The sequence below is a fragment of the Photobacterium sp. GB-56 genome, assembly GCF_003026105.1.
GTDB lineage: Bacteria > Pseudomonadota > Gammaproteobacteria > Enterobacterales > Vibrionaceae > Photobacterium.
Window position 1 is genome coordinate 169279 of record NZ_PYNW01000001.1, and the last position, 21478, is coordinate 190756.

Sequence of the window (21478 nt, forward strand, 5' to 3'; positions counted from 1 at the left end):
CATGAAAATTCTCATTGTTGATGACTTCTCAACAATGCGCCGTATTGTTAAAAACCTGCTTCGTGATTTGGGTTTTAACAACACCTTAGAAGCAGATGATGGATTAACCGCTTTACCAATGCTTAAAAAGGGTGATTTCGACTTCGTTGTAACGGATTGGAATATGCCAGGAATGCAAGGTATTGATTTACTTCGTCATATTCGTTCTGATGAACAATTGAAGCACTTGCCTGTATTGATGATCACTGCTGAAGCAAAGCGTGAGCAGATCATTGAAGCGGCACAAGCAGGTGTTAATGGTTATATCGTTAAACCATTTACCGCAGCAACGTTGAAAGAAAAATTGGATAAAATTTTCGAACGTTTGCAGTAACGATTACTAACAATAACCATCAGTAGTGCATAAGGACGATAAAGAAGCATGATTTCACTTGAACAGGCAAAACAGCTTGTCAGCTTGCTAGAAAATGGACAACAAGCTGAAGCCAATTCGCTTGTACAAACATTAGTTGCCGATAGCCATGAACCAATGTTTGCAGAGGTGGGTAAAATTACTCGCCAGTTGCATGATTCTTTAATTAATTTTCGCCTTGACCCTCGGGTTAATGATTTAGCGAAAACTGATATTCCTGATGCTCGTGAACGATTGCTTTATGTTATCGATAAAACGGAGCAAGCCGCAAATAAAACGATGGACGCAGTTGAAAGCACGCTACCTATTGCGGATAAACTGCATAACACGTTATTGCAAGTGCATCCTCAGTGGCAGCGTTTAATGGCAGGTAAGATTGGTCTTACTGAATTTAAAACATTGTGTCACGATATTGATTTATTGCTTGTTCAAATTGAAGGTGATAGCAGCACACTGCGTACCCACCTTACCGATATCCTTATGGCTCAGGACTACCAAGATCTCACTGGACAAATCATTCGACGTGTCATTGAGTTAGTTCATGAAGTTGAAGATAGGTTAGTTGAAATTCTTAAAGCTTTTGGCATGGAACAAGACGCGAATACTGTGATTGATGATAAAAAAGACGCCTTAAAGCCTGAAGGGCCAATCATCAATCCAGAGCAACGTAATGATGTTGTTGAATCACAAGATGATGTTGATGATTTACTTTCGAGTCTTGGATTTTAGGGGAAATTTATGAGCTTTGATTTAGACGAAGATATCCTGCAGGACTTTTTAATAGAAGCAGGCGAAATTCTTGAATTGCTTTCTGAACAATTGGTAGAGCTTGAACGAAGCCCCGATGATTCTGAGTTATTGAATGCTATTTTCCGTGGTTTTCATACGGTAAAAGGTGGCGCAGGATTTCTTTCTTTAACCGAACTGGTTGATGCTTGTCACGGTGCAGAAAACGTTTTTGACTTGCTGCGAACAGGCAAGCGTAGCGTAACATCTGAGTTGATGGATGTGATTTTAGAAGCGCTTGACTGTATTAATGTGATGTTTGAACAAGTGAAAGAACATCAGCCTCTTGATCGTGCTGATCAACGTTTATTAGATGCCTTACATTATTACAGCCAGCCTGCAACAGCAGATGAACTCGCTCCTATTTCTAAGCCCGTTGAAGCGCCATCGGTTGATGTTATTGCAGAGGTGACACCAGAACCCGCGAGTACGTCAAGTAGTGAGAATGTTACCACTGGTGACAGTGTTGATGACATGACTCAAGATGAGTTTGATCGTTTACTTGATGAACTTCATGGTACTGGACAAAGCCCATCCAAGCCAACGGCACCAGAGCCAACTGCGCAAAATAATGTAGAAGCACAATTAAATTTTGATAGCGGTGATATTACTGATGATGAATTCGAACGTTTGTTAGACGAACTACACGGTTCTGGCAAAGGGCCGGGAAATAGTGATACGCCTGCGGCAAGTGTTACAACACCATCATCGTCAGTAACCCTATCATCTACCGTGCCAGAAGATACTGGTGCCGGTGATAGTGATGACTTGATGACAGATGATGAATTTGAACGTCTGCTTGATGAATTACATGGTGCAGGTAAAAGCCCATCTTTAGAAGAACAAGCGTCTGCTGCACAATCTACAGCGAATGATTTAACCGAAGTTGAAGCTGCTGTTAGTTCGACTCAATCAACAGCAATGGTCACTCCACCTGCTTCTGCGGCACATCAACCGCCAGTAGAGCGCTCAGCGAAACCTGTTGCGGTCAAAGAGAAGTCAAAACCACAAGCGGATGCGACAGTGCGTGTTGATACTTCAACCCTTGATACCATTATGAATATGGTCGGAGAGTTGGTTTTAGTACGAAATCGTTTAGTTAGTCTTGGTTTAAACACCAATGATGAAGAAATGTCGAAAGCGGTCTCAAATCTTGATGTTGTAACGGCAGATCTTCAAGGCGCTGTGATGAAAACTCGCATGCAACCAATCAAGAAAGTATTTGGTCGTTTTCCTCGTGTTGTACGTGATTTAGCGCGTAGCTTAAAGAAAGAAATCGTACTGGAAATGCGCGGTGAGGAAACAGATTTAGATAAAAACTTAGTGGAAGCTCTTGCTGATCCTCTGGTTCACTTAGTACGAAATTCTGTAGATCATGGTATTGAAATGCCGGATGTTCGTGAGCAGGTAGGTAAGCCTCGTACGGGAACTGTCTTATTATCAGCATCACAAGAAGGCGATCATATTCTACTTACCATCGAAGATGATGGTGGCGGTATGGATGCAGAAAAGCTCCGCAGCATTGCTGTTGAACGCGGTGTGATGGATGCAGATGCCGCTTCTCGTATCACTGACAATGAAGCGTATAATCTCATTTTTGCCCCTGGCTTCTCGACCAAAAAAGAAATCTCTGATATTTCTGGTCGTGGTGTAGGAATGGATGTTGTAAAAACAGGGATTAATCAGCTTAATGGTTCAATTCATATTGATTCAGTGCTAGGTAAAGGCACTCGAATTGACATTAAAGTACCGTTAACGTTGGCTATTTTACCGACATTAATGGTAGGTGTTGGTGAACAACCATTTGCATTGCCATTAGCGAGTGTGAATGAAATATTCCACCTTGATTTGAATAAAACCAATACTGTTGATGGTCAGTTAACAATTATTGTTCGTGATAAAGCGATACCCCTGTTTTATCTACAAGATTGGTTGTCAAATATGACTGGCGGTACGAATAAAGATCGTGGCCATGGTCATGTCGTTATTGTTCAAATTGGCCATCAGCGAATTGGTTTTGTGGTTGATACCTTAATTGGTCAAGAAGAAGTCGTGATAAAACCACTAGATAGCTTACTTCAAGGTACGCCAGGTATGGCAGGTGCAACTATTACCAGTGATGGTCATATTGCATTAATTCTTGATGTGCCAAGCTTATTAAAACACTACGCTGGTCATTAATTAGCACGACAAATAATAATAAAAGAGGGGGGCGATGACCCCCTTTGTTTAAGCGTTTCAACGGGATGAAAGTAACATGGCAGTTAAAGTATTAGTAGTTGATGACTCAAGTTTTTTCCGTCGAAGAGTAAGTGAAATAATTAATGCTGATAGTCGGTTGGAAGTTGTTGGCAATGCCGTTAATGGCAAAGAAGCGGTAGAGTTAACCCAAAAACTGCAACCTGACGTGATCACAATGGACATCGAAATGCCCGTAATGGATGGTATTACAGCCGTTCGCGAGATCATGAAAGTGTCACCAACTCCGATCTTAATGTTTTCTTCGTTAACTCATGATGGTGCCAAGGCGACGCTTGATGCCCTTGATGCTGGTGCATTAGATTTCTTGCCAAAGAAATTTGAAGATATTGCGCGTAATCGTGATGAAGCCGTTGAACTGCTTCAAAAACGTGTTGCAGAGCTTGCACGTAAACGTATTTTTATGCGCCGAAGTGCGACGACGCGTTCAACATCTCTTCCTTCTTCGCCATTAACAAGCACTCATACATCGACGACGAAACCAACGCTAACGTCACGCTTGCAGGCTGAACCTTCATCTGTTTCATCTTCAAGAGCTGCGCGTGCATCTGTTGTCAAACCCGCATTACGTTTTAAAGCGTCAGGAAAAAAATACCAGATTGTTGCAATTGGCACATCCACGGGTGGCCCTGTCGCATTACAAAAAATATTGACTCAGCTACCTGCTAATTTTCCCTATCCGATAGTGCTTATTCAGCACATGCCTGCGACATTTACCGCCGCTTTTGCTGCACGATTAGATCAGCTGTGCAAAATTGGAGTGAAAGAAGCGGAAAATGGGGATATGTTGAAAGCGGGTATGGCGTATCTTGCTCCAGGCGGTAAACAAATGATGCTTGATGGTCGACCTGGCGCATCAAGATTACGTATTATTGATAGCGGTGAGCGCATGAATTATAAACCATGTGTTGATGTAACATTTGGTTCTGCGGCTAAAGTTTATCAAGACAAAGTCCTATCAATGGTATTAACCGGTATGGGCGCTGATGGTCGAGATGGCGCAAGAATGCTAAAAAATAGTGGTTCAACTATTTGGGCGCAGGATGAAGACAGTTGTGTGGTATACGGTATGCCTCAAGCCGTTGCTAAAGCGGGTATATCAAGCCACGACTTACCTTTAGATCGTATTGCTGAATGTATGTTAATAGAACTAGGTTTACAGTGAGGATCAAGGGGTGATTGTTTGGAGTATTGCTAATCAAAAAGGTGGGGTGGGGAAAACCACAACCACAATTACATTAGCCGGATTGCTGAGTGAGCAAAATAAACGTGTTTTATTAGTTGATACCGACCCACACGCATCGTTAACAACGTATTTAAACTTTGATTCAGAGCAAGTACCCGCGAGTTTATTTGATTTGTTTCAATTACCCGTAGTGAATAAAGTCAGTGTAAAACCACTTATTCTTAAAACAGCATTTAATAATATTGATATTATTCCTGCCCATATGTCACTGGCAACACTTGATCGTGTAATGGGAAATCGCAGTGGTATGGGGTTAGTGTTAAAAAAAGCGCTGCATAGTTTAGTTGATGACTATGATTACGTACTGATAGATTGCCCACCGATTTTGGGGGTGATGATGGTCAATGCATTGGCGGCGAGCGATCGCATTCTTATACCAGTACAAACCGAGTTTTTAGCCATGAAAGGCTTGGAAAGAATGATGAGGACGTTACAAATTATGCAGCGTTCTAAGCCGTCTGGTTTTAATGTCACGATTGTTCCAACTATGTACGATAAACGAACACGCGCATCACTCCAAACGTTGCAAGAACTCAAGGCTCGTTTCCCTGAACAAGTTTGGGCGTCTGCGGTACCTATTGATACAAAGTTCCGTGATGCCAGTATTAAACATATGCCACCATCATTATATGCCCGAAACTGTCGTGGTGTGTTTGCTTACAAAACGTTATTAAAATATGTAGAACGGTTAGACAATCATGCAAAGTAAGCCACTTTCAAGTGATCAAGCCCTAGATGATTATTTTTTTGATTTATTAGAAGAATCAAATGAAGTTGCTGTACCTGCGGAGATTAAAGATCCCATTTTAGATGTCGATAAACCAAGTATTGAAAATGTTGAAGTCGCGTCTACGTTACTTCAACCTAAGTTAAATGTATTAAAGCCACAGCCTTATGTTGCTGTTGATTATGCAGAGCCGTCAAATCGACAAGATATAGCACGACTATTGAGTCAAGTTGATGAAAATTATGTTGATGATATTCAAGAAAATGTTATACAAACTGCAAATCCACAACAAATTTTTTCAGAAACAGAATACGTCATACCAGAGCAACTAACTTCTATTAAAGAAGCTGAACCTAGGTGTACGAGTACTGAAAATATAGCGGAAGATACCGTTGAAACGGAGGTTATCAAAACCGCTGAAATTGCTGAAGATGCAGGGTTAATTCCGCCAGAGCAGTGGACACATCATGGGATGGAACAAGCGTTTCAAGCGCTATTTTTTGAAGTTAATGGTGTGACATTTGCTGTTGCGCTCACGCAATTGGGTGGTATTCATCAACTTGGCGAGCTTAACCGTTTACTTGGGCGTCCTAATTGGTATTTGGGTCTACAGTCAACACGCGAGCAAAAGTTAGATGTAGTTGATACTGCACGTTGGGTAATGCCAGAGAAGCTAGTTGGTGATGAGTATCGTGATAATTATCGTTATATTGTGATGCTTGGCGATAGCCAATGGGGGCTAGCTAGCGATAAACTGCATGGCACCAAAATGCTGAATGGCAATGATATTCGCTGGCGAGAGAAGGCTGGAAAACGCCCTTGGCTTGCGGGTATGGTAAAAGATAAAATGTGTGCACTTATCCATGTCGATGCGTTGATCGCAATGCTAAACAATGGATTGGATGTAAATAGTATTGAGTAATACAGGACCTTAAGAGGGAATAGCATGTCACAGGTAAATATCGCTGAGATCCAAAAAGACGGAGCGAATGATCAGGTTCTGCAATGGGTGACATTTCAGCTAGAAGATGAGACTTACGGTATAAATGTTATGCAAGTCCGTGAGGTTTTGCGCTATTCAGAAATTGCACCAGTGCCAGGTGCGCCTGATTATGTGCTCGGTATTATTAATCTTCGCGGCAATGTCGTTACTGTTATCGATACTCGCTCTCGTTTTGGCTTAGCTCCGGGTGAGATTTCTGACAATACACGTATTGTTATCATTGAAGCAGAAAAACAAGTGATTGGTATTCTTGTCGATAGTGTTGCTGAAGTGGTTTATCTACGTAGTTCTGAAATTGATAGCACGCCAAGTGTGGGTACCGAAGAGAGTGCGAAGTTTATTCAAGGTGTAAGTAACCGCGAAGGACAATTACTTATCTTAGTTGATCTTAATAAGCTGCTATCTGATGAAGAGTGGGATGAGATGGCGTACTTGTAATGAATACTATTCTGCTCCAGTGGATACCTACTGTTATTAGTGTATTGGCGGTTTTAATCTTTACTGTGTTATTGCTTCGCGAGCGTAAAGCGCGACGGAGTTTAGAAACAAAATTTGCCGCTATTGAAACTGTATTGAAAAATGCCCGCTTACAAAATGAACGCTTGAATAAAGAGTTCAATGAATTGCGGGCAGGAACAATGGGTATGAGTCACAAACTGGCGGATATGTCACATCAGTTAGAAGTGGTTGAAGATCGTCAAACAGAGATCATGATGAACGATCCCGAAGGGCGTTTATATAGCCGTGCCAGTAAAATGGTAGAGTTGGGCGCAGATGTACATGAATTGATGAATGAGTGTGATTTACCTAAAGCTGAAGCTGAACTTCTGCTTCGCTTACAGCAGACGATGCAAAAACACCGTCGACGTTAATCGTTATACTGATATATTAATATCTTTAAGCCCCTCCCATCCCGGAGGGGTTTTTCCGTTTAAATACCATGAAAAGGCAATCAGTTCGGCAATAATCAAGTATAACTCCTGTGGGATTTCATCACCGACATCAAAGCTATTTAGATATTGTGCCAGAACGGGATCTTGATGTATTAAGCCACCTTGCAGTTTCACTTGTTCAATAATATGTTCAGCTAATTGCTGGTGGCCTTTGGCTGTAATATAAGGAGACTTGTCACCATCATATTTAAGTGCAACTGCATGCGAGGTTGTTTTATTATCTGTAGTCATCACTTAGACCTTAATCAATAAGCCATTAGAAGAGGCTAGAGGGTCATTAGACTCTTTATCTTGAGCTTGCAGAAATTTAGGAGATTCACAGTTAATACCTAACTGTGCCATACGAGAAAAAAGTAGCGGCGAGACCTGCTCTATTTTATGTAGTAACAATGGATTAACGGTTTCAAATACCGTTGTTAATGTGCTGTTTTTCCATTGGGCTGTAACATTAAGTATATCGATTGCACCAATAGGTAATGCCAATTTGACCGTCCAACAGGAATTGATACTCTTGTCGGCATTTGAGTCTGAATCCTCATTTTCATTTTTTATTTTAATATCAATAGATTGGTTGTTATTCATCGGCCATTGCAGATAAATGCTATTGGTATCTTGTGTACGTTGTGTTTCTGGTCCTCGTTGCTCAGCGGCAAGCCTTAATAGAGCGGGAATATCTTGCTGTTGCTCAGGGCTTAACGTTTTTAACCATTGGTTTAACTGGCTTTGTGGTTGAGATAGTTGCTGTAATAACTGAGCTAAAGGTTTTCGTTCTCCACCTTGTTGTAACCAAGTGATTAAGCTGGTTTGATTTTGTGGTGCAAAGAGCTGCTGGAAAATAGTATTTAGGTTGTTAGAGGGCGATGTGGCTAATTTAGCTGTACCAGAGTTTAACGGGTTAGATAAAAGTGTAACTAAACGTTGCAAGCTGTTTATGGATAACAATAATTGCGGTAATTGAGAAATGAGGTTTTGCTCTTTTTCTCCTGAGCGAGTAAATAATGGCGCCTGGCTCTTTCGATTATCCGATAAAGGTTTTTCAATTTGAGCAGTGTTTGCTGCGCTAGGGGGGTGAGATGGCGTTAAATTGATGCGCATATATTTCACATTTACTTACGTTAGTTAACGATGAATATGTCCGTAGTTTAGCTAAATTATTAGCCATTGTGGTATCATGCGGACTGATTTGTGACACCTAGGATACATCATTTATATGTTGTCAGTAGCAGACTTAAGCTGCGTTCGTGATGAACGTTTATTGTTTGACGAACTCAGTTTCACTATATCAAGTGGCGAGTTAGTGCAAATTGAAGGCCATAATGGTGCGGGTAAAACCACACTGTTACGTATTATTGCTGGGTTAGGCCGCGCGGATAGTGGGCACGTTCTTTGGAATCAAGAAGATATTCAGGTTGCACGAGAAGATTACCATCAAGAGCTGTTGTTTCTTGGTCATCAAACTGGCGTAAAGCGTGAACTTACCGCCTTTGAGAACTTGGCTTTTTTTCAAGCCATGCATAAATGCAATCAAGGCTCAGATCTCAAGGGTTCACCACAAGTTATGGGTGAGGACGCATTATGGCAAGCATTGGCGCATGTTGGGTTAGCGGGGCGTGAAGATGTACCAGCAGGGCAACTATCTGCAGGTCAGCAACGCCGTGTTGCATTAGCGCGTCTATGGTTAAGTAATCATAAATTATGGGTGCTTGATGAGCCATTAACGGCGATTGATAAGCAAGGTGTCAAGGTGCTTGAAAACTTGTTTTTATCTCATGTTGAACGTGGTGGCATGGTGTTATTAACCACGCACCAAGATATGTTTACGGATAGTAATCATTTACGAAAAATTAAGTTAGGGTAGTGAGCACGGTGTTTAATTCTATTATTCAAATTATTCGTCGTGAATTGTTAATTGCTTTTCGTCGACGTGCAGATGTGATGAACCCATTGTGGTTCTTTATTATTGTGATCACCTTATTTCCATTAAGTATTGGTCCTGAGCCTAAATTGCTTGCACGTATTGCTCCTGGGATCATTTGGGTGGCGGCATTGTTAGCAGCGTTATTATCAATGGAACGCCTTTTTCGTGATGATTATGCCGATGGCTCGCTGGAGCAAATGTTATTAATGCCGACACCATTAGCGGTATCTGCCTTTGCTAAAATGCTTGCACATTGGTTGTTGACAGGTCTACCGCTGATATTAATTAGTCCCTTATTAGCGATTTTATTATCCTTAAATTGGGATACATGGGTAGCCGTTGTACTCACATTGCTAGTAGGTACGCCAACATTAAGCTTTTTAGGGGCAATTGGTGTCGCTTTAACGGTTGGATTACGAAAAGGTGGCGTTTTATTGAGCTTGCTCATATTACCGTTATATATACCTGTGCTTATATTCGCAACCTCTGCAATAGAAGCTGCAGGCCTAGGGATGGCATATAACGGGCAATTAGCATTAATGGCGGCAATGTTGGTGGCCTCTTTAACGTTAGCACCGTTTGCGGTTGCGGCATCGCTAAGGATCAGTGTGAATTAAATCAAGAGTGGGAGCGATGATGTCTTCCATTTTGTTTATTTATCCAACCGGTAGAGATTTATAAGGTTAAGGGATGACACAAAATCCTATTATTTTGTGACTGAACTTGGTTTTAATGACGTATTTATAACTATATAACGAGTAGAGAGCATTATGTGGAAGTGGTTACATCCCTACGCTAAAGCCGAGAATACCTATCGCTTGTGCGGTAAGTTACTGCCTTGGTTTTCCATGATTAGCTTAATTGCCATTGTTGTCAGTTCTATTTGGGGCTTAATGTTTGCGCCAGCGGATTATCAACAGGGTGACAGCTTTAGAATTATTTACTTGCATGTTCCCGCTGCAATCTGGTCGATGGGTGCTTATGTATCAATGGCTATTGCCGCATTCATTGGTTTAGTGTGGCAGATTCGATTATCGGATATGGCCGCTGCTGCGATGGCGCCGGTTGGTGCAGTGTTTACCTTTATTGCATTGATCACTGGTGCTATTTGGGGTAAGCCAATGTGGGGCACATGGTGGGTGTGGGATGCGCGTTTAACATCTGAACTCATTCTTCTATTTTTATATCTTGGTGTTATTGCATTGTATAATGCTTTTGATGATCAAAAGACAGCAGCCAAAGCGGCGGGTATTTTAGCGATTGTTGGTGTGATCAATATTCCTATTATTCACTTCTCTGTCGAGTGGTGGAATACCCTTCACCAAGGTGCAACCATTACTAAATTTGCCAAGCCTTCTATGTCAACAGATATGTTATGGCCGTTGCTGATTGGTATTGTGGGTTTTGCTTTTTTCTTCGGTGCGGTGACTATGATCCGTCTACGTAATGAAATTCTTATCCGCGAAAGTCACCGCCCTTGGGTGCGTGAGCTAGTGAAGTGAGGTTGGTATGCATTTTGATTCTATGAGCGACTTTTTTGCCATGGGTGGTTATGCTGCTTATGTATGGAGTGCGTTTGGCATCTCATTTTTGGCGATGCTATGGATCCTCTTTTCTAGTATGGCCACCCATCGTCGCGTATTAGGTGACATTAAAAATAAAATCGCACGTGAACAACGCATTAAAGATGCGAAAAAGATGGAGAATACGCTATGACCCCAAGACGTAAGAAGCGTCTCGCCTTAGTGTTAGCGCTCGTTTTAGGCCTTGGTGCTACCATTGGTTTAGTGCTTTATGCGTTAAATCAAAATATGGATTTATTCTACACACCAACAGAACTGGTTAATGGTAAGCCTGATGGCACCAAACCAGAAGTTGGTCAACGTTTACGTATTGGTGGCATGGTGGTGAAAGGCTCTGTGAAGCGTGATCCTCAATCTTTAGAAGTGAGTTTTAAAGTTGCTGATGTCGGCCCTTCAGTAACTGTCACTTATGATGGTATTTTGCCTGATCTCTTCCGTGAAGGGCAGGGTATTGTCGCGCAAGGTGTACTCGTTGGCCCAACAACAGTAAAAGCACATGAAGTACTGGCTAAGCATGATGAAAATTACATGCCGGCTGAAGTCGCTGATGCGATGAAGAAAAATCACTCAAAACTTCAATATACTGAAGAACAACTACAAGGTAGTGCTCAATGATCCCTGAAATAGGCCATTTTGCCCTTATTACTGCCCTCGCCTTATCGGTACTGGCCAGTATTTATCCGCTATATGGTGCTGCAGTCGGTAACCAAGCAATGATGCGTATGGCACGACCATTGGCATACGGTATTTTTGCTTTTATATCGTTATCTTTTGTTATTTTATGTTGGTCATTCTATAACAATGATTTTACTGTTGCGTATGTAGCCAGTAACTCGACAAGTTTATTACCGTGGTATTACCGTATTACAGCGGTATGGGGCGCGCACGAAGGTTCATTGCTGCTTTGGGTACTTATCCAAGCCGGTTGGGCTGCTGCTGTGGCGCGTTTTAGCCGTGATATGCCACTTGAATCTGTTTCTCGTGTCTTATCGGTAATGGGGATGATTGCAGTGGGTTTCTTACTGTTTATTATCATTACTTCTAACCCATTTTTACGTACGCTACCGGTATTCCCTGTCGAAGGTCGTGATCTAAACCCATTATTGCAAGATCCGGGTCTAATTATTCACCCGCCAATGCTTTACATGGGCTACGTTGGCTTCTCTGTTGCGTTCTCTTTTGCCATTGCATCCTTGATGACTGGTCGTTTAGATACCGCTTGGGCACGTTGGTCTCGTCCATGGACAATCGCGGCATGGTCATTCCTAACGGTAGGTATCGCACTAGGGTCATGGTGGGCTTACTACGAACTTGGCTGGGGTGGCTGGTGGTTCTGGGATCCAGTAGAAAACGCATCATTTATGCCATGGCTTGCAGGTACGGCGTTAATGCACTCGCTATCAGTAACAGAAAAGCGTGGCACATTTAAAGCATGGACTGTACTGCTTGCGATCTCTGCCTTCTCATTAAGTTTATTAGGTACGTTCTTAGTGCGTTCTGGCGTATTGGTTTCTGTGCATGCATTTGCGTCAGATCCGGCTCGCGGTATGTTCATTCTTGGTTTCCTTGTGGTTGTTATCGGTGGTTCTTTACTGCTGTATGCATTACGTGGTGGTCAAATTCGTTCTCGTGGTAACTACAGCTTGTTCTCACGTGAAAACCTGTTACTAGCAAACAACATTTTACTTGTTGCAGGCTTAGTAGTTGTACTTATTGGTACATTATTACCATTGGTACATAAGCAAATTGGTTTAGGTTCTGTTTCTATCGGTGTACCTTTCTTCAACATGCTATTTACATGGTTGATGATCCCGTTTGCTTTTATTATGGGTGTTGGTCCTCTTGTTCGTTGGAAACGCGATAATTTCAAACATGTTCGCAAGCCAATGATTATCTCAGCACTGATCACGATTCCATTTTCATACCTTGTTATTTACTTTACGGCAAGTGTGGTTGAACCGCTTGCGGTGTTAGGGATGATGATGGCGGTGTGGATCATTGTGATGCATGGTTTTGAGTTATTCGAGCGTGCGACACACCGTCATACTTTTGTTGATGGCTTAGGTAAATTAGGTCGTAGCCATTGGGCGATGGTGTTAGGCCATATTGGTTTAGCGATATCTATCATTGGTATCACGCTAGTCTCTAACTACGATATCGAACGTGATTTACGTTTAGCGCCGGGTCAATCTGTTAATGTGAAAGGCTATGATTTCCACTTTGCTGGATTACGTGATGCAGATGGTCCTAACTATGATGGATATATAGCTGATTTCAATATTAGCCGTCGTGGTATTAATGTAACAACACTACATGCTGAAAAACGTTTCTACAGTGTGGCTGGCTCTATGATGACAGAAGCGGCAATTGATAGCGGGATTACTCGTGACTTATATGTTGCTATGGGTGAGAAGCTTGGTGATGGTGCATGGGCTGTTCGTATTTATTACAAACCATTTGTGAACTGGATGTGGGCGGGTGCATTTTTAATGGCGTTAGGTGGTGCATTGGCGATCAGCGATAAACGTTACCGATTCCGCACTCCTGCAAAACTGAGTAATAAATCGTCAGAGGAAAAATTAACCCATGAATAAGAAGTTCCTCTTTATTCCGTTAGTCTTGTTCATTGCACTGGTTATTATGTTTATGGTGCAGTTAACCCGCAATGCTGATGGTGATGATCCAACAAAATTAGAATCGGTATTGGTAGGTAAACCTGTACCGACCTTTAAATTAGAAGATCTATTCCAACCAGGAAAAGAGTATCAACAAACGATTTTCAAAGGTGAACCATTATTGCTTAACGTGTGGGCGACATGGTGTCCGACATGTTATGCAGAACACCAATACTTAAATACGTTAGCGAAACAAGGCGTTAAGATCATTGGTCTGAACTACAAAGATCAACGTGAGAAAGCGATTGGTTGGTTAACTGAATTGGGTAATCCTTATTTGCATACACTTTATGATGGTAACGGTATGTTAGGTATGGATTTAGGTGTGTATGGCGCACCTGAAACATTCATTATTGATGCTAACGGCATTATTCGTTATCGCCATGTGGGTGACGTTAATCCTGAAAATTGGAAAAAAACGCTTGAGCCGTTGTACAACAAGCTAAAAGCGGAGGCAAAAGGTTAATGAAACGTTTATTTGCCCTTGTTATAGCTGCAACGATTGCGCTAACCGCGGCGTTACCAGCATTTGCATCGATTGATGTCTATGACTTTAAAAATGCGGAACAAGAAAAGCAGTTTCAAGAGCTAACGGCAACATTACGTTGCCCTAAGTGTCAGAACAATAATATTGCTGATTCAAATGCAACCTTAGCGCAAGATATGCGACAGAAAACATTTGAGCTTCTTCAAGAAGGCAAAACCAGTCAGCAAATTATTGATTACATGATTGCGCGTTACGGTAACTTTGTTACGTACAATCCACCGATGACAGCTTCGACTGCAATTTTATGGGTTGGTCCTATTCTGTTTATCGTTATTGGCTTTACTGTTCTGGTTTATCGTACGCGTAAAAACGGTGAAAAAGTTGAGCAGGCTCAATTAGATGAGGAAGAAGCTAAACGATTAAAAGCACTGCTTGCAGAGATGGAACAGCAAGATGCTAAAAGTGTTGATACTCAATCAAAGGTAAACAAATGACGCTGTTTTGGATTATAACTGCTGTCTTAGTGCTTATTGCAATAGCATTTTTTGCTGTACCTATGTTGTATGGTAAAGAATACGATGATGTAGCAAGCCGAGATGAATTAAACAAAGCATTCTTTAAAGATCGTATTCATGAACTGGAGCACGAATCAGAAGAAGGCTTGGTTGAGAATCGCCAAGAATTAGTTTCTGAGCTTCAACAGTCATTGCTAGATGATATACCTGAAAGTAAAGAGAAGAAATCTACTCATGTTAGTGCTGGGATGTTGCTACCTGGCATTATCTTAATTGTTGGTGTGAGCTATGGCATGTACGCCTCTGTGGGCGGTATTCAGAAAGTAGAAGCGTGGCATGATGCGGTAAACCGTCTGCCTCAACTTTCTCAACGCTTACTGGGTGATAATGCCGCTAATGAGCCGCTGTCTGATCAAGATATGTCTGATTTGACTTTAGCATTACGTACTAAATTGCACGATGACGGTGATGATCCTATGGGATGGTTATTGTTAGGCCGTATCGCAATGGCAAACCGTGATGGTGAAACCGCTGAAATGGCAATGAAAAAAGCCTATGACTTAAACCCTGTTGATGAGGATATTCAGTTAGGTTATGCACAGTCATTAATGCTAAGTGGTAAGCCGGGCGCAAGTGACATGGCACGTAACTTATTACGCAATGTCATTAAGAAAGATCATACTAACGTGCAAGCATTATCGCTGCTCGCTTTCGATGCGTTTGAGCAAAACAAGTTTGAACAAGCGATCGCTTACTGGACGATGATGAAAAAGCTTATCGGACCGGATGATTCCCGTGCACCGATGCTTGATCGAAGTATTGAACGCGCACAAGCACGTTTAAATGCTGATGACAAAGCGAAGGCATTAGTCAATGGTTCTGCTGCAGCTGCGGCAGAAACTGCGCCAAAAGTCAGTGCTGAACAAGCAAAACAGCAGATAGTGGCGACAATTTCATTAGCGCCAAACGTCGTGATGCCAAAGCAGGGCGATATTATTGTCTCTGTTCATAGCGCTGATGGCGCACCAATGCCAATTGCAGCTGTAAAGCTACCACTGACAACGTCTTTCCCATTAACCATTACGTTAACGGATAAAGACAGCATGATGCCGCAGCGCAAGCTATCGTCATTATCTGAAATGATTGTCCGTGCTCGTATTGATAGTGATGGTAACGTCATGACGAAACAAGGTGATTGGTATGGTGAAAGCCAGAAAGTGATGCTTGGTGGTGATACAAAAGTATTAATTAATAAACAATATTGATTCAATACTGGAACAAATAGAGCAGGCTGGATATTATTGTCCAGCCTGCTTTCTATTGGATATATGTTTTGAATAGAATTTTCTTACTAATAATTTGGCTTTCTCTGGGGCTAGTCGGTTGTGCGCAAACACCAGATGAACCGTCAAAACAAATTACCTCTAACAATATTACTGATCATATTGATGCTGACAGTGATAGTAATGGCGTTTATGACCCATTTGAGGGGTTTAACCGTGCTATGTGGGATTTTAATTTTAACTATTTAGACCCGTACGTAGCCCGTCCAGTTTCAATGGCATATGTTAATTACACGCCAACCCCTGTTCGTAAAGGCATCATGAATTTTTTATCAAATTTAGATGAGCCTGCAAGTATGGTTAATAGCCTACTGTCGTTAAATGGCAAAGCTGCGGTCACCCATTTTAACCGTTTTTGGATTAATACAATTTTTGGATTGGGTGGTTTAATCGATATCGCATCTGCGGCTGACATAAATAAACCTGCGGATCGACGATTTGGTGACACGTTAGGTTATTATGGTGTACCAAATGGTCCTTATTTGATGTTACCAGTTTATGGCCCAGTGACGTTCCGAGGTTTTGGTGATGCGGCTGATGAACTCTACCCAATGTTCAGCTTATTAAATATTTGGGAAGGGCTAGGTAAATGGCTTTTTCAGGGGATGGAAGATCGTGCTGCATTAGCACAACAAGAAGCGATGCTAGAAAACTCACCCGATCCATATGTATTTACTCGTGATGCATATATTCAATATAAAGACTTTGTCGCCAGTGACGGTAAAGTTGACCAAGAGCAACAAGCAGATAGTTTTGATGATAGTTATCTTGATGAAATTGATGATCAGTAATATTACTTAACTAAAAAAGACCTCCAATAAGGAGGTCTTTTTATATGTGGTATAGTTTGTAGCGAGCTTGTTTTTCTAAATAAATTTTATTTTACTTAGAAACGGTAGCTTGCTTGTACACCCGCTAACCACACATCACCAGATGTTGTACCAGCGAAAGAGAGTTTAGTTGGTTGTTGAAGTAGGCCGCTAGCCAGGCCATTAATACTCTTATCTGTTTCGTTTAGGTGCGCTTTCTTCGCATAAACGTAGGTCAGGCCTGCATCTAATGTTAAATTCTTAGACCACTGGTAACCCGCACCAAGACTTAACCAAGTACGATCAGTTTCAGGGATCGTTTGAGTTCGGTGGGCTTCATCAACTGCAGCCATGTCATAGGCAATACCAGAGCGAAGTGCGAGTTTACTGTTTACTTGGTAAGTGGTACCGATAGCAAAACGGTAGTTGTCTTTCCAGTTTTCTTCTTTAATTAGATCGTTACTGTGTGAACCAAGAGCCGGAATATTCGCTTCTAATTTTTCAAAGCTGCTCCAATCTGTCCAGTTGATGCTGGTATGAATAGCCCATTGATCGGTTAGCTGGTGGAAGGTTGCAATCTCTGCAGATGCTGGAAGCTCAAGCGGCAATGAACCGGGTAAAGTTTGGTTGTTGTATGCAAGGCCGCTAGCGTGACCGCTAAGGTTTAGGTCAACAGCTGAGCGATAGCTTACGCCAATACGGTTTGCTGGGTTAATTTGCCATGCAGCACCTGCTTGCCAACCCCATGCATTATCTTCGCCTTCCATATATTTAAGATTTTTACCTGCTAAGCCTTGATCATAAATATATTTTTGTTGTGGTGACAACATTCCAGAAACAGCCGCTGGTAGTGCGCTTGGCAGTGCCGCGCCGAAGTGGCCTTTTGCCATAATATAACGTACACCGGCACCGACGCTAAATTGGTCATTAATTTTGTAACCAAGGTTAGGGTTGATTTCAACGGTGTGCACTTCCGCTTGATTACCGAAAAGAGAGGCAGTGAACTGGGTGCCAAGTTCGGTACGCATACCAAAGTTTGTACCAAATGCTAGGCCTAATGTTGCTTTATCGTTCAATTGACGAGAAATATAAAAATTGGGAATAACGGCACTATTAGCGATATCACGAGATTCAGTTTGATCTATGGTTTGATCATTAAGTTGTAGATTCCCTTTAACATCAATGTTTGGGTCAACGTAAATTGCACCTACTGATATTTGCGTACCTTCAAGGTATGTCAGCATTGCAGGGTTACGGAATTGGGCGCTGGCATTGTCAGCCATTGCTGCTTCACCAGCAAATGCGCGGCCTAAACCTGTTGCTGAATATTCAGCCAATTGGAATCCTGCTGCTAGGGCGTTAGAGCTCATGCCTAATGCTAATGCAGCCGTTAAAGATAATGTAATTTTATTTTTATTCATCATTTTAATATTAATCGCTAATTGTTCGCTGAAACTAAGTCGCGAATAATACCCTTAACAATTAATAACGTGACGATTTATCGCTATAAATTTCACTTATTGAAGTAATATTCCTTTAATTTGTTTATTTTGGATTTATATCCGTTACTTTTTGTTCGTGCTGTTCTGATCTGATCTGTTTTCAGCGTACACATGTACCAGTTGTTGTATTGTTCTGATTGTTATTTATACAAATTTTGAACGTGTCGAGTGAATTAATGAAAGGAAAGTGAGGTGGAAGTGGTAGTGAAAAGATTAAAAAAGGAGCCAAATGGCTCCTTTTAATCATTTTAGCGTTCAAGTGTACGCTGAAATTAGAATGAACGGCTGTATTGTAGACCGTACAACCATGCATTTGCACGAGTAGTTGCGTCAACCGACATACCGAGCGGATTGGTTTCATCTGCTTTAACATCTTTACCAATAAGGTAAGTTAAGCCAAAGTCGATGGTAGACTTGCTGTCTAGGTGGTAGCTAAAGCCGCCAGATAACCAGTTACGATCTGAATCAGGTACAGAAATAGACGTTTTTGAATCCTGTGCGCTAGTGTCATGCATGTAACCGGCACGAAGTGTCCACTGATCGTTTAGGTAGTAAGTACCACCGATAGAGTAGTGCCATCCATCTTGCCATTGGTAATCATTTAATTTAACGCCACCAGTTGTTTCTAGAACGTCAAACTCGCTCCAGCGGATCCATTGAATGCTGTAGTGAACCGCAAATTTATCATTTAGCTTATTGAAACCAGAAAATTCTGCCATATCTGGTAATGGCATTTTTAGCTTCTGATCGCTAAGGTCGTTGCCCGCATAGTGCATATCACCTTTAGCTTCTAATGTTGGGCTATAGCGGTAAGATAAGCCAAAACGGTTGTTTTGATCGAGTTCGTAGATAGTACCTAGGTTAAAGCCAAGTGCTACACCATCGGCATCAACATCAAGTAAATCAATTTTTGGTGTATTGATCGTACCATTAGGTGTTGGAATTTTTCCTGCAGGTATATAGCGATTTAGTTTACCACTGCCGTAAATTACGTCTAAACCACCACCAATGCTTAGTTGCTGGTTAATGCGGTAAGCAGCACTTAAACCTAAGTTCACACTTTTTACATCAGTTAAACCACCAAATACATTTGCAGCGTAGTTATCACTAAACTCAGTTTTAGTACCGAAGTTTGAGTAAAGTGATGCACCTACAGCGAATTTATCGTTGATAGGTTGAATGTAGTAGATGTTTGGCGCGTAACTAGTACCACCAATTTGATCACCAGGGATCTGATAACCATTGTATGTTGCATCTTTTACTTTAACGTCAGTATCAATGGCGATAATACCAAGAGACAGTGCAGGTGCATCAAATAATGTCATTGATGCAGCGTTTTTTGCCATTGTTGATGCGTTGTCAGCAATAACACCGTCACCTGAAAATGCACGGCCAAGACCAGTTGCAGATTGTGCATTCAGCTGAAAGCCCGCTGCCATAGATTGTGATGAAGCTAAGGCGATAGCAGCAGTAATCACTGAGCGTGTAAAAATTTGCTTCTTATTCATGCTTAGAATAATTCCTAATTATATATATTATTGTTTTTTATTAGCCTATGTTGGCTAATTTTCGATGATTGTAGGGGGTGTACTGACTTAATCAAATCTGACCAGTGTTATGTCTAAGTAAAAATACTTTTTAACGAAACTTATAGTGATTTTGGTATCAAATGTCGATGTTTTAGGTTGTTTTAACGACAAATATCAGATGCGAAAAACGGCAACATAGCGTGTGTTGCCGTTATTAAGAAGGACTAAAAATCAGTAGGAAAATTAGATTTCCCAGCTAAGGTCGTTTTTGATTTTACTCGCAACTGGCATTAAGTTTTGACCCTTATCGCCAACAATAATCAAACTTGCCTCTCTGATCGGTACGACTAAACTTTCATTGTTATTGTCTGTTGAGTTAGAAATAGCATGGCTTGGGGTTGGAACAACAAATACCGTGACTTTACCTTGTGGTGTATCCATCACCATATGTAATGAGCGTTTGCCATCAAAGCCACAATAGTTCACATAATAAATGTGCCCTGGTAAATCTTTCATTTCCGAACCAAAAGGTTGCAGCTTTGCATTCACTTGTTGCAACGTTGCTTTTTCATCGATGTTATCGACAAATTTTGCTTCATAAGAAACATGTTCAAGTGCGACATTGGCAAGGCTATTGATTGGTAACTGTTGGCTTGGTAGCAAATTCATTTGCCCAACAAAGAGACCAATAGCAAAAGCAACAGAGGCGGCGAGGCCATAAGACCAATAGCGATTAATGCCTTTCTTGTTGGTTTCTTCTCCAGCTTGTTGAAATAAAATTTTATCCGCCAGATCATCGGGTACATCGACTTTAAGCGCTTGCTCTAATTGGATATCAAGCTGTTGTAATTCATCGGAAAACTTTTTATTTGCGATCGATTGATGTTTACATGCCGTTACAGTGGGATCATTATCATGTGGATCAGCTAATAATCTCCGTCTAAATTCTAGTTCATCCATTCTGATTCCCCCTTTTTGACTCTTTATTTTCAAGTTGCTCTTTTAATTGGTTACGGGCTCGAAATAAGCGAGTCATCACAGTGTTTCGGTTAAGTTCAAGGATCTCTGCAATTTCATCACCATTAAAACCAGCCATGACCTGTAAAATGAGTGGTTCTCTATACTCCGGTGCCAAATTCATGATTAAACGTTGAAGCATATGTTGCTCAGTATTCATTTCAACACTGGGTGTGGAATCAGCAATTGCATGGTCATCAATATCAACCAAATCAAATCGTTTTCTTTCAAACCGACGTGCGTTTTCACGCCTAAGTATGGTAATTAACCATGCCTTAGCAGCTTTATCATCCTGTAGGCTATCAAGGGAACGCCATGCGCGTAAGCATGTTTCTTGTACCAAGTCTTCAGCAATATGCTGGTCGTGGCACAACCAATATGCGTAACGGTAGAGATCCCGATGCCAAGCCCTAACAAGGGCCTCGTATTTTCTTTGTTTGTCCATATCTAAAGAGACCGAGGGATCGTGTTTTTTCTTACCAAAAAAATTTTTGAACATGGCAATATCCGTCGTTGTCCTTACGAAAAATCTTATGAATAAAGAAAGCTATAAGGTGTTTACCTTTCTTTTTTATAATTAAGCTGATAATTCACACTAAAATTGATCTGGTTCAAAATTTGATTCCAGCAGCGCGTTATAGTGACTGCGTCATCTGATAGCGAGATGGTGGGTTGCAAAACCGGCTATTGTAATGCTATCTGTTGAGCAAGATG

General features: G+C 41.4%; 24 protein-coding genes. 18 read left to right on the forward strand and 6 right to left on the reverse strand.

Annotation, left to right across the window (positions count from 1 at the left end):
• Position 1 precedes the first annotated feature (1 nt).
• The 8 genes from cheY to C9J42_RS00895 all read left to right on the forward strand — a co-directional run bounded on the left by cheY (position 2) and on the right by C9J42_RS00895 (position 7305).
• Positions 2-373: a chemotaxis response regulator CheY gene (gene cheY, locus C9J42_RS00860; protein WP_199187030.1), complete on the forward strand. Its 372-nt coding sequence runs from the start codon at positions 2-4 to the stop codon at positions 371-373.
• A 48-nt stretch (positions 374-421) separates the two neighbouring features.
• Positions 422-1141, forward strand: a complete 720-nt coding sequence (locus C9J42_RS00865) for a protein phosphatase CheZ (RefSeq protein ID WP_107205507.1) — start codon at positions 422-424, stop codon at positions 1139-1141.
• Positions 1142-1150: 9 nt separating this feature from the next.
• Positions 1151-3379, forward strand: a complete 2229-nt coding sequence (locus tag C9J42_RS00870; RefSeq protein WP_107205508.1) for a chemotaxis protein CheA — start codon at positions 1151-1153, stop codon at positions 3377-3379.
• 76 nt (positions 3380-3455) lie between these two features.
• Entirely contained in the window at positions 3456-4622 is a 1167-nt protein-coding gene (locus tag C9J42_RS00875) for a chemotaxis response regulator protein-glutamate methylesterase (RefSeq protein ID WP_107205509.1), read from the forward strand.
• A 10-nt stretch (positions 4623-4632) separates the two neighbouring features.
• Positions 4633-5412, forward strand: coding sequence for a ParA family protein (locus C9J42_RS00880; protein WP_107205510.1), 780 nt, complete (start codon positions 4633-4635; stop codon positions 5410-5412).
• Positions 5402-6352, forward strand: coding sequence for a chemotaxis protein CheW (locus tag C9J42_RS00885; RefSeq protein WP_107205511.1), 951 nt, complete (start codon positions 5402-5404; stop codon positions 6350-6352). Before C9J42_RS00880 ends, C9J42_RS00885 begins: the two co-directional genes overlap by 11 nt.
• A 24-nt stretch (positions 6353-6376) precedes the next feature.
• Positions 6377-6871 (forward strand): chemotaxis protein CheW, encoded by a 495-nt coding sequence (locus C9J42_RS00890; RefSeq protein ID WP_005370336.1) that lies wholly within the window; start codon positions 6377-6379, stop codon positions 6869-6871.
• Positions 6871-7305 (forward strand): DUF2802 domain-containing protein, encoded by a 435-nt coding sequence (locus C9J42_RS00895; RefSeq protein ID WP_107205512.1) that lies wholly within the window; start codon positions 6871-6873, stop codon positions 7303-7305. The genes C9J42_RS00890 and C9J42_RS00895 overlap by 1 nt, the downstream gene beginning before the upstream one ends.
• A 3-nt stretch (positions 7306-7308) precedes the next feature.
• On the opposite strand, the gene C9J42_RS00900 is transcribed toward C9J42_RS00895, so the two are convergent.
• Together C9J42_RS00900 and C9J42_RS00905 are read right to left on the reverse strand one after the other, a co-directional pair.
• Positions 7309-7617, reverse strand: a complete 309-nt coding sequence (locus C9J42_RS00900) for an EscU/YscU/HrcU family type III secretion system export apparatus switch protein (RefSeq protein WP_107287245.1) — start codon at positions 7615-7617, stop codon at positions 7309-7311.
• Positions 7618-7620: 3 nt separating this feature from the next.
• The gene (locus C9J42_RS00905) at positions 7621-8481 is read right to left on the reverse strand and encodes a hypothetical protein (protein WP_107287246.1); all 861 of its coding nucleotides are present in this window, start codon (positions 8479-8481) and stop codon (positions 7621-7623) included.
• 115 nt (positions 8482-8596) lie between these two features.
• Between C9J42_RS00905 and ccmA the strand changes: the two genes are divergently transcribed.
• The 10 genes from ccmA (at position 8597) to C9J42_RS00955 (ending at position 16698) form a co-directional block, all read left to right on the forward strand.
• A complete protein-coding gene (gene ccmA / locus C9J42_RS00910) occupies positions 8597-9244 on the forward strand; it encodes a cytochrome c biogenesis heme-transporting ATPase CcmA (protein ID WP_107245620.1) in 648 nt (215 codons plus the stop codon).
• Positions 9245-9252: 8 nt separating this feature from the next.
• Complete coding sequence (ccmB, locus tag C9J42_RS00915) at positions 9253-9921, forward strand: heme exporter protein CcmB (protein ID WP_107245708.1); 669 nt, start codon at positions 9253-9255, stop codon at positions 9919-9921.
• A gap of 153 nt (positions 9922-10074) precedes the next feature.
• Complete coding sequence (locus tag C9J42_RS00920) at positions 10075-10806, forward strand: heme ABC transporter permease (protein ID WP_107245619.1); 732 nt, start codon at positions 10075-10077, stop codon at positions 10804-10806.
• Positions 10807-10813: 7 nt separating this feature from the next.
• Positions 10814-11020 (forward strand): heme exporter protein CcmD, encoded by a 207-nt coding sequence (gene ccmD, locus C9J42_RS00925; protein ID WP_045127283.1) that lies wholly within the window; start codon positions 10814-10816, stop codon positions 11018-11020.
• Positions 11017-11502: a cytochrome c maturation protein CcmE gene (gene ccmE, locus C9J42_RS00930; protein WP_107287247.1), complete on the forward strand. Its 486-nt coding sequence runs from the start codon at positions 11017-11019 to the stop codon at positions 11500-11502. Before ccmD ends, ccmE begins: the two co-directional genes overlap by 4 nt.
• Positions 11499-13481 (forward strand): heme lyase CcmF/NrfE family subunit, encoded by a 1983-nt coding sequence (locus C9J42_RS00935; RefSeq protein WP_107245615.1) that lies wholly within the window; start codon positions 11499-11501, stop codon positions 13479-13481. The genes ccmE and C9J42_RS00935 overlap by 4 nt, the downstream gene beginning before the upstream one ends.
• Complete coding sequence (locus C9J42_RS00940; RefSeq protein ID WP_107205519.1) at positions 13474-14028, forward strand: DsbE family thiol:disulfide interchange protein; 555 nt, start codon at positions 13474-13476, stop codon at positions 14026-14028. The genes C9J42_RS00935 and C9J42_RS00940 overlap by 8 nt, the downstream gene beginning before the upstream one ends.
• Positions 14028-14543 (forward strand): cytochrome c-type biogenesis protein, encoded by a 516-nt coding sequence (locus tag C9J42_RS00945; protein ID WP_107205520.1) that lies wholly within the window; start codon positions 14028-14030, stop codon positions 14541-14543. Before C9J42_RS00940 ends, C9J42_RS00945 begins: the two co-directional genes overlap by 1 nt.
• Positions 14540-15829 carry a c-type cytochrome biogenesis protein CcmI gene (gene ccmI, locus C9J42_RS00950; protein ID WP_107205521.1) on the forward strand — a complete coding sequence of 430 codons (1290 nt, stop codon included), beginning with the start codon at positions 14540-14542 and terminating at the stop codon, positions 15827-15829. Before C9J42_RS00945 ends, ccmI begins: the two co-directional genes overlap by 4 nt.
• 68 nt (positions 15830-15897) lie before the next feature.
• Entirely contained in the window at positions 15898-16698 is an 801-nt protein-coding gene (locus C9J42_RS00955) for a VacJ family lipoprotein (protein WP_107205522.1), read from the forward strand.
• Between the two features lie 95 nt (positions 16699-16793).
• On the opposite strand, the gene C9J42_RS00960 is transcribed toward C9J42_RS00955, so the two are convergent.
• The 4 genes from C9J42_RS00960 to C9J42_RS00975 all read right to left on the reverse strand — a co-directional run bounded on the left by C9J42_RS00960 (position 16794) and on the right by C9J42_RS00975 (position 21263).
• Positions 16794-18137: an outer membrane protein transport protein gene (locus C9J42_RS00960; RefSeq protein WP_199187036.1), complete on the reverse strand. Its 1344-nt coding sequence runs from the start codon at positions 18135-18137 to the stop codon at positions 16794-16796.
• Between the two features lie 353 nt (positions 18138-18490).
• The gene (locus C9J42_RS00965; protein WP_107205524.1) at positions 18491-19726 is read right to left on the reverse strand and encodes an outer membrane protein transport protein; all 1236 of its coding nucleotides are present in this window, start codon (positions 19724-19726) and stop codon (positions 18491-18493) included.
• Between the two features lie 264 nt (positions 19727-19990).
• The gene (locus tag C9J42_RS00970) at positions 19991-20707 is read right to left on the reverse strand and encodes a DUF3379 family protein (protein WP_107259364.1); all 717 of its coding nucleotides are present in this window, start codon (positions 20705-20707) and stop codon (positions 19991-19993) included.
• Positions 20700-21263, reverse strand: a complete 564-nt coding sequence (locus C9J42_RS00975; RefSeq protein WP_107205526.1) for a sigma-70 family RNA polymerase sigma factor — start codon at positions 21261-21263, stop codon at positions 20700-20702. The genes C9J42_RS00970 and C9J42_RS00975 overlap by 8 nt, the downstream gene beginning before the upstream one ends.
• Between the last annotated feature and the right edge of the window lie 215 nt (positions 21264-21478).

Coding starts and splice junctions, on each gene's coding strand:
- C9J42_RS00870 (WP_107205508.1), top strand. CDS start 1,151: ATGAGCTTTGATTTAGACGAAGATATCCTGCAGGACTTTTTAATAGAA.
- C9J42_RS00905 (WP_107287246.1), bottom strand. CDS start 8,481: ATGCGCATCAATTTAACGCCATCTCACCCCCCTAGCGCAGCAAACACT.
- C9J42_RS00890 (WP_005370336.1), top strand. CDS start 6,377: ATGTCACAGGTAAATATCGCTGAGATCCAAAAAGACGGAGCGAATGAT.
- C9J42_RS00935 (WP_107245615.1), top strand. CDS start 11,499: ATGATCCCTGAAATAGGCCATTTTGCCCTTATTACTGCCCTCGCCTTA.
- C9J42_RS00900 (WP_107287245.1), bottom strand. CDS start 7,617: ATGACTACAGATAATAAAACAACCTCGCATGCAGTTGCACTTAAATAT.
- C9J42_RS00865 (WP_107205507.1), top strand. CDS start 422: ATGATTTCACTTGAACAGGCAAAACAGCTTGTCAGCTTGCTAGAAAAT.
- C9J42_RS00875 (WP_107205509.1), top strand. CDS start 3,456: ATGGCAGTTAAAGTATTAGTAGTTGATGACTCAAGTTTTTTCCGTCGA.
- C9J42_RS00975 (WP_107205526.1), bottom strand. CDS start 21,263: ATGTTCAAAAATTTTTTTGGTAAGAAAAAACACGATCCCTCGGTCTCT.
- C9J42_RS00885 (WP_107205511.1), top strand. CDS start 5,402: ATGCAAAGTAAGCCACTTTCAAGTGATCAAGCCCTAGATGATTATTTT.
- C9J42_RS00965 (WP_107205524.1), bottom strand. CDS start 19,726: ATGAATAAGAAGCAAATTTTTACACGCTCAGTGATTACTGCTGCTATC.
- C9J42_RS00920 (WP_107245619.1), top strand. CDS start 10,075: ATGTGGAAGTGGTTACATCCCTACGCTAAAGCCGAGAATACCTATCGC.
- ccmI (WP_107205521.1), top strand. CDS start 14,540: ATGACGCTGTTTTGGATTATAACTGCTGTCTTAGTGCTTATTGCAATA.
- C9J42_RS00970 (WP_107259364.1), bottom strand. CDS start 20,707: ATGGATGAACTAGAATTTAGACGGAGATTATTAGCTGATCCACATGAT.
- C9J42_RS00895 (WP_107205512.1), top strand. CDS start 6,871: ATGAATACTATTCTGCTCCAGTGGATACCTACTGTTATTAGTGTATTG.
- ccmD (WP_045127283.1), top strand. CDS start 10,814: ATGCATTTTGATTCTATGAGCGACTTTTTTGCCATGGGTGGTTATGCT.
- ccmA (WP_107245620.1), top strand. CDS start 8,597: ATGTTGTCAGTAGCAGACTTAAGCTGCGTTCGTGATGAACGTTTATTG.
- C9J42_RS00960 (WP_199187036.1), bottom strand. CDS start 18,137: ATGAATAAAAATAAAATTACATTATCTTTAACGGCTGCATTAGCATTA.
- cheY (WP_199187030.1), top strand. CDS start 2: ATGAAAATTCTCATTGTTGATGACTTCTCAACAATGCGCCGTATTGTT.
- C9J42_RS00940 (WP_107205519.1), top strand. CDS start 13,474: ATGAATAAGAAGTTCCTCTTTATTCCGTTAGTCTTGTTCATTGCACTG.
- ccmE (WP_107287247.1), top strand. CDS start 11,017: ATGACCCCAAGACGTAAGAAGCGTCTCGCCTTAGTGTTAGCGCTCGTT.
- C9J42_RS00945 (WP_107205520.1), top strand. CDS start 14,028: ATGAAACGTTTATTTGCCCTTGTTATAGCTGCAACGATTGCGCTAACC.